Below are 16,896 nucleotides of genomic sequence, written 5' to 3'. Positions count from 1 at the left end.
TGATCTTCGCCGGGCTGTGTCGCGGATCGTGAGGCGGGGCTCCCGGCGCGCCGGGAGCCGATCGCCGCGCCCGACGCGACGAACCGACCCTCGTGGAGCGCGGGAGCATAAGGATCGCGGACGCGTCCGTCAGGAGCGGCCACCCCCCACGAAAGTCCAAGCCGTCCCCTGCGCGCCTTCGGCGACCCTACTGGCCGCCGAAGGCGCGCAGGGGACGGCCGGCTTCCGAGCGCTGCTCCATGGTGACGCGGCCGCTCCCGGCATCGAAGGCGGCGAGGCGCGGTCCCGCCACGGCGTCGAGGCTCTCCTCGAACGCGTCGAGGGCGGCGTTCACGGCGCCGACGCCCTCGGGCCATGCCCGGGCAAGGCGGGCGGCGAGGTCCTGCCGCAGGCTGTCGGTGAGCGGCGGACGCGTCTCGGCGGCGTAGGCCTCGGCGACGAGGCGCGCTTCCTCGGCGGGACTTCTCTCGGCATTCGGCATGGCGGGCTCCCTCCGGTGGGCGAGGGAAACGCGCGAGCGGCCGCTTCGTCGCAGGGCCGGCGGGCGGGCCGCCCGCCGGCCCTGCGGCTCAATGGCTCATCAGGCAGCAGGTCGTGGTGGTCTGCAGGATGGTGCGGGTGGCCCCGCCGAACAGCCACTCGCGCAGGCGGCTGTGGCCGTAGGCGCCCATCACCAGGAGGTCGGCCCGGAAGGCGGCGGCGTTGGCGAGGAGCGCCTCGCCGGGGCGGATCCCCGATTCGGGGATCAGCCGGGAGGACGCCTTCACGCCGTGCCGGACCAGGAAATCCGCGACGTCGGCGAGCCCCTTGGCCTCGACCTCCGGCTCGACGCCCAGCACCAGCACCTCGCTCGCCCGGGCGAGCAGCGGCAGGGCGGCGCTCACCGCCCGGCGGGCCTCCGGGGCGTCCTTCCAGGCCACGACCGCCCGATCGGCCCGCAGCCGGGTCGGGCCCGGCGGCACGACCAGGACGGGGCGGCCCGCCTCCATCAGGAGCGGCCCGGGCGCCACGCCGAGGGGGCCGTGATCGCCGTCCTCGGCACCGTGGCGGCCCACGACCAGGAGGTCGGCGGCCCGCGCCTGCAGGGCGAGGTAGGGCAGCGCCGGAGCGAGGGCGGCCCGCCAGGACGCCTCCGCGTAGCCGCCGGCCGCCCGCTCGAAGACGTCGCGCGCCAGCCCGATCTCGTCGAGCACGCGGTCCTTCTCGGCCTCGTAGATCCGCTCGGCCTCGGCGATGTCGGTGGCGGTGACCGGGTCGGGCACCTGCCGGGCGGCGACGCCGATCAGGCGGGCCTCGAACCGGCCCGCGAGGTCCGCGGCGAGCTGCGCGCGGGCCTGGGCGGCGGCGCCGAGATCGAGCGAGACCATGATGCTGGCGTAAGTCATCGCACCTCTCCCCGATGGATCCCTGCCGATGGATCCTTGCCGATGGATCCCTGCCGATGGGACGGCCGGTTGGGACCAGGGCGATCCTGCCTCCCCGGGCGCGCCTCCGCGTTGATCCAGCGCAAAGGCCGGCCGGCCGCGCATCACGCCGGCGGAGGCTTGATCCACATCAAGGTTGGTGGGGTGAGCCCGCCGGATAAGCGCTCGTCAGCGCGGGATCCCCCGCCTTCCTGCGAGCGAGCCATGGCGTCAGCCCGATCCAGCAAATACATGACAGAGGGCGAGGCCGGCCTGTGCGCGGCCCTCGGTCTCGGCTTCGTCCTCAGCCTCATCGCGGCGGCCAAGGCCGTCGACGCGCCCTTCGGCGCCCACGCGGTGATCTTCGCGGCCGCCTCCGCGGCCGGCATCGTGGCGATCCTGCGCCGCTACGCGGCCCGCGACCCGGAGCCGGTGCCGCAGGAGGTCGCCGGCAAGCCCAACTACAATCTCGGCCCGGTCAAGTTCGCGGCGATCGCCTCGATGGGCTGGGGCATCGCCGGCTTCCTGGTCGGCTGCATCATCGCCTTCCAGCTCTGGGCGCCCTCGCTCAACCTGGGGCTCGAATTCACCACCTTCGGGCGCCTGCGCCCGCTGCACACCTCGGCGGTGATCTTCGCCTTCGGCGGCAACGTGCTGATCGCGACCTCGCTCTACGTGGTGCAGCGCACCTGCCGGGTCCGGCTGGCGGGCGACCTCGCGCCCTGGTTCGTGGTGCTCGGCTACAACCTGTTCATCGTCATCGCCGGCACCGGCTACCTGATGGGCGTGACCCAGTCGAAGGAATACGCCGAGCCCGAGTGGTACGCCGATCTCTGGCTCACCATCGTCTGGGTCGTCTACCTCCTGGTCTTCCTGGCCACGATCTGGAAGCGCAAGGAGCCCCACATCTTCGTGGCGAACTGGTTCTACCTCGCCTTCATCGTCACGATCGCGATGCTCCACATCGTGAACAACCTCGCGCTGCCGGTGACGGTGTTCGGCTCGAAGTCCTACCCGATCTTCTCGGGCGTGCAGGACGCGCTGATCCAGTGGTGGTACGGCCACAACGCGGTCGGCTTCTTCCTCACCGCCGGCTTCCTCGCCATCATGTACTATTTCGTCCCGAAGCGGGCGGAGCGGCCGATCTACTCCTATCGGCTCTCGATCATCCACTTCTGGGCCCTGATCTTCATGTACATCTGGGCCGGGCCGCACCACCTGCACTACACCGCCCTGCCCGACTGGGCTCAGACTCTGGGCATGACCTTCTCGATCATGCTGTGGATGCCGTCCTGGGGCGGGATGATCAACGGCCTGATGACCCTCTCGGGGGCCTGGGACAAGCTGCGCACCGACCCGATCCTGCGCCTGATGGTGGTCTCCCTCGCCTTCTACGGCATGGCGACCTTCGAGGGCCCGATGATGTCGGTGAAGGCCGTCAACGCGCTCAGCCACTACACCGACTGGACCATCGGTCACGTCCATTCCGGCGCGCTCGGCTGGGTCGCCTACGTCTCCTTCGGCGCCCTCTACTGCCTCGTGCCCTGGCTCTGGAACCGCCGCGAGGTCTACTCCCTGCGCCTCGTCGAGTGGCACTTCTGGGTCTCGACCCTCGGCATCGTCCTGTACATCAGCTCGATGTGGGTCGCCGGGATCATGCAGGGCCTGATGTGGCGCGCCTACAACAGCTTCGGCTTCCTCGAATACTCCTTCGTCGAGACGGTCGAGGCGATGCAGCCCTACTACCTGGTGCGGGCGCTCGGCGGCGTGCTGTTCCTGATCGGCTCGCTGATCATGGCCTACAACCTCGCCATGACGATCCTGGGCCGCGAGGCGCAGGCCACCCGCCCCGCGCCCGGCGCCACCCTCGTCCCGGCCGAGTGAGCTCACGGGCCCGCCCCCGCGGCGGGCCTCCCCTCCCCGTCACAGAAAGACCATGGCGATGGCCACCGCGGAAGCCGGCCTCTGGAAGAGGCACGAATTCTTCGAGAAGAACTCCATCCTGCTCATCATCGGCATCCTGATCGTGGTCGCGATCGGCGGCCTGATCGAAATCGTCCCGCTCTTCTACCTGAAGAGCACGATCGAGGTGGTGGAGGGCGTGCGGCCCTACACGCCGCTCGAACTGGCCGGCCGCAACATCTACGTGCGCGAGGGCTGCTACCTCTGCCACAGCCAGATGATCCGGCCGATGCGCGACGAGGTCGAGCGCTACGGGCACTTCTCGCTCGCCGCCGAGAGCATGTACGACCACCCGTTCCAGTGGGGCTCGAAGCGCACCGGGCCCGACCTCGCCCGGGTCGGGGGCAAGTACTCGGACGATTGGCACCGGGAGCACCTGCGCGACCCGCGGGCGGTGGTGCCGGGCTCGATCATGCCCGCCTACGCCTTCCTGGAACGGCCCCTGGACACGGCGGCGGTCGCCGACGACCTGACGGCGAACGCCCATATCGGCGTGCCCTACACGTCCGAGATGATCACCCGGGCCCAGGGCGACCTGCGCGCCCAGCTCGACCCGGAGGGCGCGGACGCGGCCGGCCTGCAGGCGCGCTACCCGGGCGCGGCCCTGCACGTGCCCGGCGACCGCCGCCACGTCACCGAACTCGACGCCCTCGTCGCCTACCTGCAGGTGCTCGGCACGATGGTCGATTTCAAGCTCTACGACGACAAGAAGAACCTGAGGTGACGCCGTGACCTACGATATCGCCTCGCGCTTCGCTCAGACGAGCGGCCTGCTGTACTTCGTCGGCCTGTTCGCGGGAGTGACCCTCTACGCGCTGTGGCCGCGCAACCGGGCGCGCTTCGACGCCGCCGCCCGCCTTCCCCTGGACGAGGAGTGACTCCCGTGGCCGACACCGCCCACCCGCCCGCCGGCCTGCCGGCCGAGCCCGACACCACGGGCCACGAATGGGACGGGATCCGCGAGTACAACAACCCGCTGCCGCGCTGGTGGCTGCTGACCCTCTACGCCACGATCGTGTGGGCCTTCGGCTACTGGATCGCCTACCCGGCCTGGCCGCTGATCGCCAGCCACACGGGCGGGATCCTCGGCTACTCGAGCCGCGCCGAGGTGCTGGCCGAGGTGGACCGCGCCAAGGCGGCCCGCACCGCCCTCGGCCAGGACCGGCTCGCCTCGGCCGCGCTCGGCGAGATCAAGGCCGATCCGGCCCTGCTCTCCCTGGCGCTCGCCACCGGCAAGGCGGCCTTCGGCGACAATTGCGCCGGCTGCCACGGCACGGCGGCGACGGGCCGGGTCGGCTACCCGAACCTGCAGGACGACGACTGGCTCTGGGGCGGCAGCCTCGACGCGATCGCGCAGACGATCCGGGTCGGCATCCGCTCGGGCCACGCCGACGCCCGCCAGGGTGACATGCCGGCCTTCGGGCGCGACGGCGTGCTCAAGCGCGACGAGGTCGAGACCGTCGCCAACTACGTCCTGTCCCTCTCCGGCAAGGCCTTCAACCCGGCCCTCAGCCTGCAGAAGGGGGCGGAGGTCTTCGCGCAGAACTGCGCCGCCTGCCACGGCGACCAGGCGAAGGGGAACCCCGAACTCGGCGCTCCCGACTTGACCGACGCGGTCTGGCTCTACGGCTCGGCGCCCGAGCAGGTCATCGCCACGATCACCAACGGCCGCAAGGGCGTGATGCCGACCTGGGAGGGCCGGCTCGACACCGCGACGATCAAGTCGCTCGCGGTCTACGTGCACAGCCTCGGCGGCGGCAAGTAGGTGCAGGCGGGGGCGGTCCGCCGCCCCCTCGCCACCCGAAGGCCGCGTCCGCGTCGAGCCTGGTTGCTGGCGCGGATGCGGGCGACGGAGCGGGACCGCGACGGCCCGGCGCTCAAGGCCCGGTGCTCAAGGCCCGGTGCCACGGCTCACCACAGGAGCGGGTGCAGGAACACCTCGACCCGCTCACCCACCTCCAGCCCGGTCGCGTCCTCGGGCAGGGCCGCGAGCCCGTCGCTGCCGGTGAGCGAGGTCAGCACCCCGGCCCCGTCCCGGGGGAACTTCACGGCCTCGACCGTGCCGTCCTGCGCCCGCCGCAGCGAGACGCGGACGAATTCCCGGCGTCCGGTCTTCTTGCGATAGGGGAAGGCGGCCCGGGCCGGCTGCGAGGGCGGCGGCGGGCAGGACGCCCCCGCGAGGCGCAGCAGCAGCGGGCGGACCACGAAGAGCAGCGTCACGTAGACCGCGACCGGGTTGCCCGGCAGGCCCACGAAGGGGGTGTCGCCGATCAGCCCCATCGCCACCGGCCGGCCGGGCTTGATGGCGAGGCGCCAGAACACCAGCCGGCCCACCGCCTCCACCGCCGCCGTGACGTGGTCCTCCTCGCCGGTCGAGACGCCGCCCGAGGTCAGGATGAGGTCGTGGTCGCCGGCCGCCGCGGCGAGGCGCGCGCGCAGGGAGGCGGGCTCGTCGCGCAGGATGCCGAGATCCGAGACCGCGACGCCGAGGCGCCGCAGCAGGGCCCCGAGCAGGACGCGGTTCGAATCGTGGATCGCCCCGGGGCGGAGGGCGGCGCCCGGCTCGGCGAGCTCGTCACCGGTCGAGAACAGGGCGACGCGCAGGCGGCGCCGCACCGGGATCGCCGCGTGCCCGGTCGCGGCCGCGAGGGCGAGGTCCGGCGGGGCGAGGCGCCGCCCGGCCGGGACCACCAGCGCGCCCCTCCCGGCATCCTCGCCCGCGGGCCGGGCATTGGCGCCGCGCCTCAGCCCGGGCGGGAGCCGGACCCGGTCGCCCTCGACGCGGACATCCTCCTGCATGAAGACCGTGTCGGCGCCCTCCGGCATCGGGGCACCGGTGAAGATCCGCACCGCCTCCCCCGCCGTCGCGCTCCCGGCGGCGCCCCCGGCCGCCACCCGCCCGCGCACCGGCAGCAGCGTCTCGCCCTCCGCCGCGAGGTCGGCGAAGCGGACCGCGTAGCCGTCCACCGCCGCGTTGGCGAAGGGCGGCAGGTCGCAGAGGGCGCGCAGGTCCTGCGCCGCGACGCGCCCGTCCGCGTCGAGGAGCGGGACGCTCTCGATCCCGGCCACCACCGGCAGCCGGGCGGCGATCAGGGCCGCCGCCTCGTCCACCGTGAGCAGCGGGCCGCCGAAGGCGAAGCAATCGTCACTCAGTTGCGCCATGGCCCGCGAGCCTCTCGAGAACCGTCGGGAGCGGCTCGGCCCGCGCCAGCACCGCGTCGGCGATCGCCTCGACCGCGTCGAGGGGCAGCACCGGCACGCCCGCCCCCGGGAACGGGACGTCGCTCGCCACCGCGACGATGCGCGGATCCTCCGGGTGCAGCGGCGGCCGGCCGTTGGCGGCCCGGAAGACTTCGAGCTTGGGATGCGCCTCGCGCTTGAAACCCTCCACGAGGGCGAGGTCGCAGGGGCTGAGCCGCCCGAGGAGTTCGGCGAGGCTCGCCTCCCTCCCCGGCCCGACCTCGTGGATCTGCACCCAGCGCCGCGCCGAGGAGACGATCACCTCGCCCGCCCCCGCCTCGCGGTGCAGGTAGGAATCCTTGCCCGGCCGATCGACGTCGAAGGCGTGGTGCGCGTGCTTGAGCGTCGCCACGCGCAGGCCCCGCCCAGTCAGCGCCGGGATCAGGCGCCGCAGCAGGGTCGTCTTCCCGGCGCCGCTCCAGCCGGCGAGCCCGATCACCCGCATGTCAGCGCGCCTCCGCGGGCGCGAAGCCGAGGTCGTGCAGGTCGGCCCGCGTCTCGGGGGCGGTGAGCAGGGCCAGGAAGGCCGCGACGGCCGGGTCGTCGCGCCGGTCGGCCCGGTAGGCGAAGTCGTAATGCTCCTCGGTGAGCGGCAGGAAGCCGAGGCCGTAGGCCCGCGCCACCGTGGCGATGGCGACGCCCCAATCGGCCCGCCCCTGCGCCACCGCGGCCGCGACCGCGTTGTGCGAGCGGGGCTGGTTCCAGTAGCCGGGCGGGCGGGCGCCGCCGAGCAGCCCCTCGATCAGCACCCGGGTGCCCGCGCCGGTGTTGCGGTTGACCATCACGGCCTCCGGGTCGGCGAGGAAGCGCCGCACCGCCTCGGCCGCGCGGGCGCCCTCGGGGCGCCGCTCTCCTGGGCGCCGCTCTCCTGGGCGCGGCTCTCCTGGGCGCGGCTCTCCTGGGCGCGGCTCTCCGGCGCGCGGATCCCCGGCGCGCGGATCCCCGGCGCGGAAGACCACGCCCTGCAGGCGCCGCCAGCCCGGCGCCAGCACCAGGCCCGGCTCCAGGAAGGGCGCGTTGTAGCGCCCCGTCTCCGGGTCGAGCAGGTGGAGGCTCGCGAGGTCGCATTCCCGGCGCCTGAGCGCCGCCAGCCCCCCCGAGGAGCCGACGAAGATCGTCCGCGCCCGCACGCCGCGCTCGGCGAGGCGCCCGACGAGGCGGTCGAGGCCGAGGCAGTGGCTGCCGACCAGGGTGAGGTCGGGCGGCCGCAGACCGGCGCCCAGGCGCGTCACCGCGACCGTCTCGCCCGCCTCCAGGCCGGAGCGGGCCGCCGGCACCGCGAAGAACCCGTCCGCCTGCGAGAAGGCCGTGACCGTGCCCGAGCCCTTGCCGAGGGGCAGGGCCACGAGCCCCTGCGCGCCCCGGGCGAGGGAGGCCATCACGAACTCGGTGCGGCCGAGTTCCGAGGCGAGGCGCTGGGGCAGCAGGGCCTCGACCCGGCTCTCCTCCCGGGGCGGCAGGCCGGCCAGGGCCCGGATCAGCGGCACCACCGCGTCGTGGAAGGTGAACATCGCCGAGGTCGGGAAGCCCGGCAGCACCACCACGGCCTTCGTCCCGACAGCCGCGAGGCAGAGGGGCTTGCCGGGCTTGAGGGCGACGCCGTGGACCAGGATCCCCGGCGCACCGAGGCGCGAGAGGATGCGGTGGGAGACGTCCCCCGCCCCCTTGGAGGTGCCGCCCGACAGGACCACGAGGTCGGATTCCGCGAGGCTCCGGCGCAGGGCCTGCTCCAGCAGGGCCTCGTCGTCGGGCACGATGCCGCCCGGCACGGCCTCGCCGCCGTTCTCGGCCACCGCGGCGGCCACGATGGCGCCGTTGGAATCGTAGATGGCGGCGGGCCGCAGCGCCTCGCCCGGGGCGACGAGTTCGTCCCCGGTCGAGATCACGGCGACGCGGGGCCGGCGCACTACCGCGACCGCGGCGAGGCCGCAGGCCGCCAGCATGCCGATCTCGCGGGCGGTCACCGGCGTGCCCCGGCGCAGCACGGTCTCGCCCCGGGCCATGTCGGCGCCGGCGTAGCCGACGAACTGGCCCGGCGCCGCGGCGCGCACGACCTCGATCGCCGGCGCGCCCTCCTCGACGTAGTCGGTGGCCTCGACCATCAGCACGGCGTCGGCGCCGCGCGGGAGAACGCCGCCGGTGGCGATCGGCGTCGCCGTCCCGGCCGCCACCGCGAGGGTCGGGGCGACGCCGCAGGCCAGGATCTCGCGGTTGAGGCGCAGGCGCCGCGGCGCGCCCTCGCTCGCCCCCTCGGTGTCGGCGGCGCGGACGGCGAACCCGTCCACGAGGGCGCGGTCGAAGGCCGGCACGTCGATGGGCGAGGCGACGTCCTCGGCCAGGGCCCGGCCGAGGGCGGCGCCGAGCGGCACGGTCTCGGGGCCGAGCGGCAGGTGCGGCACCGCCGCCCGGAACCGCGCCAGCGCCTCCTCCCGCGAGGCGACGCTCAGGAACTGCTCCTGGCGGGCCGCGCGGGCGAGGCGGGCGGAGAAGTCATCGGGGGGCAACGCGTCACTCACAGGGGCAGGACCTCGACGACCGTGTCCTTGGCATAGCCCTCCCGCGCGGGCGGCACCAGCACGGCGCCGTCCGCCCGCGCGAGGCGGGCGAGGGGGATATCGGCGCCGCCGAGCGGTTCGGCACCCTCGGCGGATCGCCGCACGAACACCACCTCGGACAGCCCGATCGCGGAGGCGATCTTGCGGCGGAGCGGCGCGGGGGCGGGGGCGGGCGGGACCGTCCCGGCCAGGGCCGCGAGGAGGGGCCGGCCGAGGGCGAGGTGGAGCGCCAGCGCCGCCTCCGGCCGGCCCGGCAGCAGCAGGACGGGCCGGCCGGCGACCGCGCCGAACCCGGCCGTCTCGCCCGGCCGCAGGGCGATCCCGTGCGCCGCGACGGTGCCCGCCCGCGCCAGCCCCTCGGCGCTGCGGTCGCTCCGGCCAGGGCCGCTGCCGCCGACCAGGAAGGTCGCCGCGGCGCCCTCCGGCAGCGCCGCCGCGGCGCTGCCCGTCAGCGCCGCCGCCACCGCGCCCGGGTCGTCCGGCAGGCGCGCGGCGCGAACCACCCGGGCGCCCTCGCGGGCGAGGAGGGAGGCGAGGAGGGGCGAGAGCAGGTCGGGCGTCTCCGCCCCGGTGACCAGGAGGAGGACGGCCGGGCGGCGCACGGGCACCTCGGCGAAGCCGGCCGAGGCCAGGGCGAGCGCCTGCAGCGCGGTCGCGCGCTCGCCCGCCCGTCCCAGCAGATGGCCGGCCGGGATGTCTCCCCCGGCGGGGCGCGCGCCCTCGCCCGGGGCCGCGTCCGCCACGGCCTCGCCCTCCAGGACGGATTCGGGCGGCAGGACGGTGTCGCTCCCCTCCGGCAGGATCTCGCCGGCCTCGATCCAGGCGAGGCCGCGCGGGAGCCGCACCGGGGCCTGGGGCGCGGCGCCGGTGATCGCGGCCGCCTCGACCGCGTAGCCGTCGCGCAGGGCGAGGCGGCGCGCGGGGCGGCCCTCCGGCGCCGGGAGGTCGCGGGCGAGCGGGGCTCCGACGGCGTCGTGGACCGGCACGGCCTCGGGCGGCACCGGCGCGAGGCCGGCGAGCAGGAGGGCCCGCGCCTCGTCGAGGGGCATCAGCTGCGCGGAGGCGGAACGGCGCGTCATGGCTGCCGGCACCGGAGAGGGACGACCGTCGCGCGTCCCGTCGCGGACCCCGTCCGGGCGAAGGGGCTCGCCCGGATGCGGCATCGGCCGGCTGCGATCAAGCGCTGCGGCCCGCGCGCGGCCTCGGCGACGGCGTCGCGGGGCCCCGCGCTCATCGCGCGCCCGCGCGGCGCGGGGTGCGGGGCGCCGCCCGGAGGCGGGCCCGCGCGGAGCGGGCGCGGCCGGGCGCCGCCGCAATCCTCCGCCCCTCCCCCCTTCCGTTCCGCGCCGAGATAGTTTACATGTGAACTATCTTGCGGCGGGACAGCCGCGGGGGATCGCGGGAGAGGGTCCATGCCGAGCTACAAGGCGCCCGTGGAGGACGTCCTGTTCCTCCTCAACGACGTGTTCGGGTTCGAGCGCTACAGCAACCTGCCGGGTTTCTCGGACGCGACGCCGGACGTGGTGGAGGCGATCCTCAACGAGGGCGCGAAGCTCTGCGAGGAGGTGCTGGCCCCCCTCAACCTCCCGGGCGATGCCGAGGGCTGCACCCGCCACCCGGACGGCCGCGTGACGACGCCCAGGGGCTTCAAGGAGGCCTACGGGGCCTATGCGGGCGGGGGCTGGAACGGGCTCTCGATGCCGGCCGAGTACGGCGGCCAGGGGCTGCCCGCGACCCTCAACAGCGCGGTCCAGGAATTCATCTCCTCGGCCAACATCGCCTTCGGGATGTATCCGGGCCTGACCCAGGGCGCGATGGCGGCCCTGCTCGTCCACGGCACCGACGCGCAGAAGCGGACCTACCTGCCCCGGATGATCGAGGGGTCCTGGACCGGGACCATGAACCTGACCGAGCCGCATTGCGGCACGGATCTCGGCCTGCTCAAGACCCGCGCGGTGCCGAACCCCGACGGCTCCTACAGCCTCACCGGCACCAAGATCTTCATCTCGGCCGGCGAGCACGACCTCTCGGAGAACATCATCCACCTCGTCCTCGCCCGCATCGAGGGCGCGCCGGCCGGCACCAAGGGCATCTCGCTCTTCGTGGTGCCCAAGCTGCTGGTGAACGGGGACGGCTCGCTCGGCGCGCGCAACGGCGTGTCCTGCGGCTCGATCGAGCACAAGATGGGCATCCACGCCAACGCCACCTGCGTGATGAACTACGACGGCGCCAAGGGCTGGCTGGTCGGCGAGGCCAATCGCGGCCTCAACGCCATGTTCGTGATGATGAACGAGGCCCGGCTCGCGGTCGGCATCCAGGGCCTCGCCCTGTCCGAGGTCGCCTACCAGAACGCCGTCGCCTACGCCAAGGAGCGGCTCCAGGGCCGCGCCCTCAGCGGCGCCAAGGCCCCGGACAAGCCCGCCGACCCGATCATCGTCCACCCGGACGTGCGCCGCACCCTGCTGTCGATCCGGGCCTTCAACGAGGCGGGCCGGGCCCTGGTGCTCTGGACCGCCCTGCAGGCGGACGTGGCGCACCGCTCGGGCGACGCCGCCGAGCGGCAGGCCGCCGACGACCACATGAGCCTGATGACGCCGGTGGTGAAGGGCGTGCTGACCGACCGGGGCTTCGCCAACGCGGTCGACGCCCAGCAGATGTTCGGCGGGCACGGCTACATCGAGGAATGGGGCATGTCGCAATTCGTGCGCGACGCCCGCATCGCCCAGATCTACGAGGGCGCCAACGGCATCCAGGCCATGGACCTCGTCGGCCGCAAGCTGCCGCGCGACGGCGGCCGCGCGATGATGCGCTTCCTCCAGGAGGTCGAGGGCTTCTGCAAGGAGAACGGCGCCGACGAGACCCTGAAGACCTACACGGCACCCCTCGCCAAGGCCCTCGGCGACCTCCAGAAGGCGACGATGTGGCTGATGCAGAACGCCATGGCCAAGCCCGACAACGCGGGCGCCGCCGCCACCGACTACATGCACCTGATGGGGCTCGTCGCCCTCGGCTACATGTGGGCGCGCATCGCCAAGGCGGCCGCCGCCCGCAAGCGGGAGGGCAACGGCGTCGGGACGCGCATGGACGCCAAGCTCGCGACCGGCCGCTTCTACATGGAGCGCCTCCTGCCCGAGACCGCCACGCGGCTCGCCCGCATCTCGGCCGGCGCCGAGGCCGTCATGGCGGTGCCGGCGGAGATGTTCTAGGCTGCCGGCGGCCCGGCGCGCCGCGACGCCCGAACCCGGGACCCGCGTGCCGGAGCCTGGGCGGGCGATCCGCTCGGACGGTCTCGGGACGCGGCGCGACGGCCCGACGCGCGCGGCCGCCGCCGGGTTCGGCGCCCTCGCCCGCCGCCGCGCCGGCCGCGGGGCGAGGCCGACCGCGCCTGATCCGGGCCGCCCCGGCCCGCCGATCTCCCCCGCCGCCCGGCCCGCCCCGGACGGCCCGCGCCATCCTGGGAAGAAGCCCCCACTCGGAAGAAGCCCCATGCCCGACGCCTACATCTACGACCATGTCCGCACGCCGCGCGGCCGCGGCAAGCCCGACGGCGCGCTCCACGAGGTGACGGCGCTGCGCCTCGCCGAGACGGCGTTGCGCGCCCTCAAGGACCGCAACGGCCTCGACAGGGCCGCGGTGGACGACGTGGTGCTCGGCTGCGTCGACCCGGTCGGCGAGGCGGGCGGCGACATCGCCCGCGCGGCCGCCCTCGTCGCCGATTACGGCGAGCAGGTGCCGGGCGTGCAGATCAACCGCTTCTGCGCCTCGGGCCTCGACGCGGTGAACTTCGCCGCCGCCCAGGTGATGAGCGGCCAGCACGACCTCGCGGTCGGCGGCGGGGTCGAGTCGATGAGCCGCATCGGCCTCGGCGCCTCGGGCGGCGCCTGGCCGGTCGATCCCTCGATCGCCGTCAAGTCCTACTTCATGCCCCAGGGCGTCTCGGCCGACCTGATCGCCACCAAGTACGGCTTCTCCCGCGACACCTGCGACGCCTACGCGGTGGAATCGCAGCGGCGCGCCGCCCGCTCCTGGGAGGAGGGCCGCTTCGCCAAGGCCGTGGTGCCGGTCAGGGACGTCAACGGCCTGACCATCCTCGACCGCGACGAGCACATGCGGCCGGGCACCGACATGCAGACGCTCGGGGCGCTCAAGCCCTCCTTCGCCCAGATGGCGCAGATGGGCGGCTTCGAGGCGGTGGCGGTCGCGGCCCATCCCGACGTCGAGGCCCTGAACCACGTCCACCACCCGGGCAATTCCTCCGGCATCGTCGACGGCGCCGCCGCGGTGCTGGTCGGCTCGAAGGAGGCCGGCGCGGCCGCGGGCCTCACCCCCCGGGCCCGGATCCGGGCCTTCGCCAATATCGGGTCGGACCCGGCGCTGATGCTCACCGGCCCGATCGACGTGACCCGCAAGGTGCTGGCGCGCGCCCGGATGAGCCTCGACGACATCGACCTCGTCGAGATCAACGAGGCCTTCGCCTCGGTGGTGCTGCGCTTCCAGCAGGCCTTCGACCTCGACCCGGACAAGGTCAACGTCAACGGCGGCGCCATCGCGATGGGCCACCCGCTCGGGGCGACCGGGGCCATGATCCTCGGCACCGTGCTGGACGAACTGGAGCGGACCGGCAAGGCGACCGCCCTGGTGACGCTCTGCATCGGCGCCGGCATGGGCACCGCCACGATCATCGAGCGGGTCTGAGCGCCATGCGCCGCAGCGATGCCGGTTCGGCGGCGAACGCGATGCGGGACCAGGAGACCGAGCCGGATCGCGCCGCGCCGTTCTGCCCAGCGCCGGGTGCCGGACACGGCATCGTGTCCCAAGGGGGTGCTTGACGCTGGCGCCGCGGCCGGGCCTTCGGTCCCCGGCCTCAAGGCGCCTCATCAGGAAACGCTCATGACCCGAACTCTCCCGCTCCTCGCCCTCGCCCTCGCCCTCGCGGCCCCGGCGGCCCCGGCGGCCCGCGCCGAGGAGCGCACCGACCTCGCCCGCAGCATCGTCGAGCGGACGGTGGCGCGGAATCTCGGCCTCGCCTTCAAGCAGGCCGAGGAGCGCTCGCTCGCCTCGCTCAGCAAGGAGCAGGCCGACAAGCTCCGGCCCGAACTCGACAAGGGCTTCGAGCAGGAGCGCGCCAAGCTCGTCGACGACCTCTCCAAGGAATACGCCCAGAAGTTCGGCGACGACGAGCTGAAGCAGCTGACCAGGATCTACGACGACCCGACCTACCAGAAGTTCCAGGCCCTCAACGCCGACCCGAACTCCCTGGTCTCCAGCATCACCAAGGATGCGGTGACCCGGATGATGAACATGCTGACGCTCGCGACCCTGTCGACGCAGCAGCCGCAGCCGGGCGCCGGCCCGGCCCCGCAGAAGCCCTGACCGGGGCGCCTCCCGCGGCCCGCCGCCGCGGGAGGCCGCACCCGGGATCCCGAGAAGAGGACGCCCCGATGGACCTCACGCATTTCCGCTTCGAGACCGATCAAGACGGCATCGCGCTCGCGACCTGGGACAGCCCCGGCCGCTCCATGAACGTGATCACCCCCGAGGTGATGGCCGAACTCGACCGGATCATCGACGCGGTCGCGGGCGACGCCGCCGTCAAGGGCTGCGTCATCACCTCGGGCAAGGAGGCCTTCTCGGGCGGGGCCGACCTCACGATGCTGCAGGGGCTGGGCGCCGAATACGCCCGGCTCAGCCGGGAGCGCGGCGAGGAGGAGGCGATGCGCTTCTTCTTCGAGGAGACCCGCCGCCTCTCGCTGCTCTACCGGAAGCTCGAGACCTGCGGGAAGCCCTTCGCGGCGGCGATCCACGGCACCTGCCTGGGCGGCGCCTTCGAGCTCGCGCTCGCCTGCCATCACCGCGTCGTCTCGGACGACGACAAGACCCGGGTCGGCCTGCCGGAAATCAAGGTCGGGCTGTTCCCCGGGGCCGGCGGCACCCAGCGCGTCGCCCGCCTGATGCAGACCGGCGACGCCCTGCAGATGCTGTTCAAGGGCGACCAGATCCGGCCGCTCATGGCCCGCAACATGGGCCTCGTCCACGCGGTGGCCAAGCGCGATTCCGTCGTCGCGGAGGCCAAGGCCTGGATCCGGGGCGGCGGCGCGGCGCTCGCCCCCTGGGACCAGCCGAAGTTCAAGGCCCCCTCCGGCAAGGTCTACTCGCCGGCCGGGATGATGACCTGGCCGCCCGCCAACGCCATCTACCGCCGCGAGACCCACGACAATTACCCGGCCGCGAAGGCGATCCTGCAATCGGTCTACGAGGGCCTGCAGCTGCCGATGGACCTCGCGCTCAAGGTCGAGAGCCGCTACTTCTCCAAGATCCTGCGCTCGCCGGAAGCCGCGGCGATGATCCGCTCGCTCTTCGTCTCGATGGGCGAGCTCAACAAGGGCGCCCGGCGCCCGGCCGCGATCGGCCCGGTCAGCCTCAAGCGGGTCGGGGTCGTCGGCGCGGGCTTCATGGGCGCGGGCATCGCCTACGTGACGGCGCAGGCCGGGATCGAGGTCGTGCTGATCGACCAGAGCGCGGAGGCGGCCGAGAAGGGCAAGGCCTACTCGCACAAGCTCGTCTCCGACCAGATCATGAAGGGCCGCGCCAAGACCGCCGACCGCGACGCGCTGCTCGCCCGCATCACCGCCACCGCCGACTACGCCGCCCTGTCCGACTGCGACCTCGTGATCGAGGCGGTGTTCGAGGACCCGAAGGTCAAGGCCGAGGTCATCGCCAAGGTCGAGGCGTCGATCCGCCCCGAGACGATCTTCGCCTCCAACACCTCGACGCTGCCGATCAGCGGCCTCGCCGACGGCTCCGCCCGGCCCGACCAGTTCATCGGCATCCACTTCTTCTCGCCGGTCGAGAAGATGCTGCTGGTCGAGATCATCAAGGGGCGGCAGAGCGGCGAGCGGGCGCTCGCCGCCGCCCTCGACTACGTGCGGGCGATCCGCAAGACGCCGATCGTGGTCAACGACGCGCGCGGCTTCTTCGCCAACCGCTGCGTGGGCGCCTACATCCTCGAAGGCCACCTGATGCTCGCCGAGGGGGTGCCGGCCGCCATGATCGAGAATGCCGGGCGGCAGGCCGGCATGCCGGTCGGTCCCCTCTCCCTCAATGACGAGGTCGGCGTCGATCTCGGCCTCAAGATCCTGAAGGCCACCAAGGCCCAGGCCGGCGAGGGCGCCGTGAACCCGCTCCAGGAGCGCCTGCTCGTCGCCCTCGTCGAGGGCGAGGGACGGCTCGGGCGCAAGAACCGCAAGGGCTTCTACGATTACCCGGAGAACGGGCCGAAGCGGCTCTGGCCGGGCCTCGCGGCGCTCGCCGGGACGCGCCAGGATCCCGACGCGGTCGACTTCCAGGAACTGAAGCACCGGCTCCTCGTCGCCCAGGCGGTCGAGGCGGCCCGGGTCTACGGCGAGGGCGTGGTGACGGATCCCCGCGAGGCGGATGTCGGCTCGATCCTCGGCTTCGGCTTCGCGCCCTTCACGGGCGGGGTGCTCTCCTACATCGACGGCATGGGCGCCCGCCGCTTCGTGGAGCTGTGCCGCCGCCTCGAGGCCAAGCACGGCGCCCGCTTCGCGCCCCCGGCGAACCTGCTCGCCATGGCAGAGACGGGCGAGCGCTTCTACGGCCGCGCGGAGGCCCGGGCGGCCTGATCCGGCGGGTCGCGGTCGCCCGCGGCGCCGCCATCGGGCTGCGACGACGCGCCGCCGGACTGCCCCTCCGGCGCCGCCGGAGGGGCGGCGACG

Annotated in this window: 14 protein-coding genes; 8 read left to right on the top strand and 6 right to left on the bottom strand. The window is 73.9% G+C overall.

Annotated elements, in window-relative coordinates:
* Window positions 1–187 precede the first annotated feature (187 nt).
* Both MET2598_RS0107315 and MET2598_RS0107310 read right to left on the bottom strand, forming a co-directional pair.
* Window positions 188–481 (bottom strand): hypothetical protein, encoded by a 294-nt coding sequence (locus MET2598_RS0107315; protein ID WP_012333073.1) that lies wholly within the window; start codon window positions 479–481, stop codon window positions 188–190.
* A gap of 88 nt (window positions 482–569) precedes the next feature.
* Window positions 570–1,385, bottom strand: a complete 816-nt coding sequence (locus MET2598_RS0107310) for a universal stress protein (RefSeq protein WP_012333074.1) — start codon at window positions 1,383–1,385, stop codon at window positions 570–572.
* A 243-nt stretch (window positions 1,386–1,628) separates the two neighbouring features.
* On the opposite strand from MET2598_RS0107310, the gene ccoN reads away from it, so the two are divergent.
* Genes ccoN through ccoP form a run of 4 tightly spaced genes read left to right on the top strand, consistent with a single transcriptional unit; the run spans window position 1,629 to window position 5,130 of the window.
* Window positions 1,629–3,287, top strand: coding sequence for a cytochrome-c oxidase, cbb3-type subunit I (gene ccoN / locus MET2598_RS36110; protein WP_036270306.1), 1,659 nt, complete (start codon window positions 1,629–1,631; stop codon window positions 3,285–3,287).
* Window positions 3,288–3,339: 52 nt separating this feature from the next.
* Window positions 3,340–4,089, top strand: coding sequence for a cytochrome-c oxidase, cbb3-type subunit II (ccoO, locus tag MET2598_RS0107300; protein WP_012333076.1), 750 nt, complete (start codon window positions 3,340–3,342; stop codon window positions 4,087–4,089).
* Between the two features lie 4 nt (window positions 4,090–4,093).
* Window positions 4,094–4,243, top strand: coding sequence for a cbb3-type cytochrome c oxidase subunit 3 (locus tag MET2598_RS0107295; protein ID WP_012333077.1), 150 nt, complete (start codon window positions 4,094–4,096; stop codon window positions 4,241–4,243).
* Window positions 4,244–4,248: 5 nt separating this feature from the next.
* Entirely contained in the window at window positions 4,249–5,130 is an 882-nt protein-coding gene (gene ccoP, locus MET2598_RS0107290; RefSeq protein ID WP_012333078.1) for a cytochrome-c oxidase, cbb3-type subunit III, read from the top strand.
* 146 nt (window positions 5,131–5,276) lie between these two features.
* On the opposite strand, the gene MET2598_RS0107285 is transcribed toward ccoP, so the two are convergent.
* The 4 genes from MET2598_RS0107285 to MET2598_RS0107270 are packed head-to-tail and all read right to left on the bottom strand — an operon-like array spanning window position 5,277 to window position 10,239.
* Entirely contained in the window at window positions 5,277–6,527 is a 1,251-nt protein-coding gene (locus MET2598_RS0107285) for a molybdopterin molybdotransferase MoeA (protein WP_018260385.1), read from the bottom strand.
* Window positions 6,511–7,050 carry a molybdopterin-guanine dinucleotide biosynthesis protein B gene (gene mobB / locus MET2598_RS0107280; RefSeq protein ID WP_012333080.1) on the bottom strand — a complete coding sequence of 180 codons (540 nt, stop codon included), beginning with the start codon at window positions 7,048–7,050 and terminating at the stop codon, window positions 6,511–6,513. Before mobB ends, MET2598_RS0107285 begins: the two co-directional genes overlap by 17 nt.
* A 1-nt stretch (window position 7,051) precedes the next feature.
* The gene (locus MET2598_RS0107275) at window positions 7,052–9,109 is read right to left on the bottom strand and encodes a molybdopterin biosynthesis protein (protein WP_018260384.1); all 2,058 of its coding nucleotides are present in this window, start codon (window positions 9,107–9,109) and stop codon (window positions 7,052–7,054) included.
* Window positions 9,110–9,117: 8 nt separating this feature from the next.
* The gene (locus MET2598_RS0107270) at window positions 9,118–10,239 is read right to left on the bottom strand and encodes a molybdopterin-binding protein (protein ID WP_018260383.1); all 1,122 of its coding nucleotides are present in this window, start codon (window positions 10,237–10,239) and stop codon (window positions 9,118–9,120) included.
* A 333-nt stretch (window positions 10,240–10,572) separates the two neighbouring features.
* Between MET2598_RS0107270 and MET2598_RS0107265 the strand changes: the two genes are divergently transcribed.
* The 4 genes from MET2598_RS0107265 (at window position 10,573) to MET2598_RS0107250 (ending at window position 16,803) form a co-directional block, all read left to right on the top strand.
* Window positions 10,573–12,366 (top strand): acyl-CoA dehydrogenase C-terminal domain-containing protein, encoded by a 1,794-nt coding sequence (locus tag MET2598_RS0107265; RefSeq protein ID WP_018260382.1) that lies wholly within the window; start codon window positions 10,573–10,575, stop codon window positions 12,364–12,366.
* Between the two features lie 280 nt (window positions 12,367–12,646).
* On the top strand, window positions 12,647–13,855 hold the full coding sequence (locus tag MET2598_RS0107260; protein WP_018260381.1) for an acetyl-CoA C-acetyltransferase: 1,209 nt from the start codon (window positions 12,647–12,649) through the stop codon (window positions 13,853–13,855).
* 195 nt (window positions 13,856–14,050) lie between these two features.
* The gene (locus tag MET2598_RS0107255) at window positions 14,051–14,533 is read left to right on the top strand and encodes a hypothetical protein (protein WP_018260380.1); all 483 of its coding nucleotides are present in this window, start codon (window positions 14,051–14,053) and stop codon (window positions 14,531–14,533) included.
* Window positions 14,534–14,601: 68 nt separating this feature from the next.
* Window positions 14,602–16,803 (top strand): 3-hydroxyacyl-CoA dehydrogenase NAD-binding domain-containing protein, encoded by a 2,202-nt coding sequence (locus tag MET2598_RS0107250; protein ID WP_018260379.1) that lies wholly within the window; start codon window positions 14,602–14,604, stop codon window positions 16,801–16,803.
* Window positions 16,804–16,896: the final 93 nt, after the last annotated feature.

Source organism: Methylobacterium sp. WSM2598 (assembly GCF_000379105.1).
Classification (GTDB): Bacteria; Pseudomonadota; Alphaproteobacteria; order Rhizobiales; family Beijerinckiaceae; genus Methylobacterium.
The sequence above is the reverse complement of the archived record's forward strand: the minus strand, read 5'-3'. Positions and strand labels throughout refer to the sequence as shown.

Bases quoted from the DNA above. Each gene is read 5' to 3' on its own strand.
- MET2598_RS0107315 (WP_012333073.1), bottom strand. From the start codon at position 481: ATGCCGAATGCCGAGAGAAGTCCCGCCGAGGAAGCGCGCCTCGTCGCC.
- MET2598_RS0107310 (WP_012333074.1), bottom strand. From the start codon at position 1,385: ATGACTTACGCCAGCATCATGGTCTCGCTCGATCTCGGCGCCGCCGCC.
- ccoN (WP_036270306.1), top strand. From the start codon at position 1,629: ATGGCGTCAGCCCGATCCAGCAAATACATGACAGAGGGCGAGGCCGGC.
- ccoO (WP_012333076.1), top strand. From the start codon at position 3,340: ATGGCGATGGCCACCGCGGAAGCCGGCCTCTGGAAGAGGCACGAATTC.
- MET2598_RS0107285 (WP_018260385.1), bottom strand. From the start codon at position 6,527: ATGGCGCAACTGAGTGACGATTGCTTCGCCTTCGGCGGCCCGCTGCTC.
- mobB (WP_012333080.1), bottom strand. From the start codon at position 7,050: ATGCGGGTGATCGGGCTCGCCGGCTGGAGCGGCGCCGGGAAGACGACC.
- MET2598_RS0107270 (WP_018260383.1), bottom strand. From the start codon at position 10,239: ATGACGCGCCGTTCCGCCTCCGCGCAGCTGATGCCCCTCGACGAGGCG.
- MET2598_RS0107265 (WP_018260382.1), top strand. From the start codon at position 10,573: ATGCCGAGCTACAAGGCGCCCGTGGAGGACGTCCTGTTCCTCCTCAAC.
- MET2598_RS0107260 (WP_018260381.1), top strand. From the start codon at position 12,647: ATGCCCGACGCCTACATCTACGACCATGTCCGCACGCCGCGCGGCCGC.
- MET2598_RS0107255 (WP_018260380.1), top strand. From the start codon at position 14,051: ATGACCCGAACTCTCCCGCTCCTCGCCCTCGCCCTCGCCCTCGCGGCC.
- MET2598_RS0107250 (WP_018260379.1), top strand. From the start codon at position 14,602: ATGGACCTCACGCATTTCCGCTTCGAGACCGATCAAGACGGCATCGCG.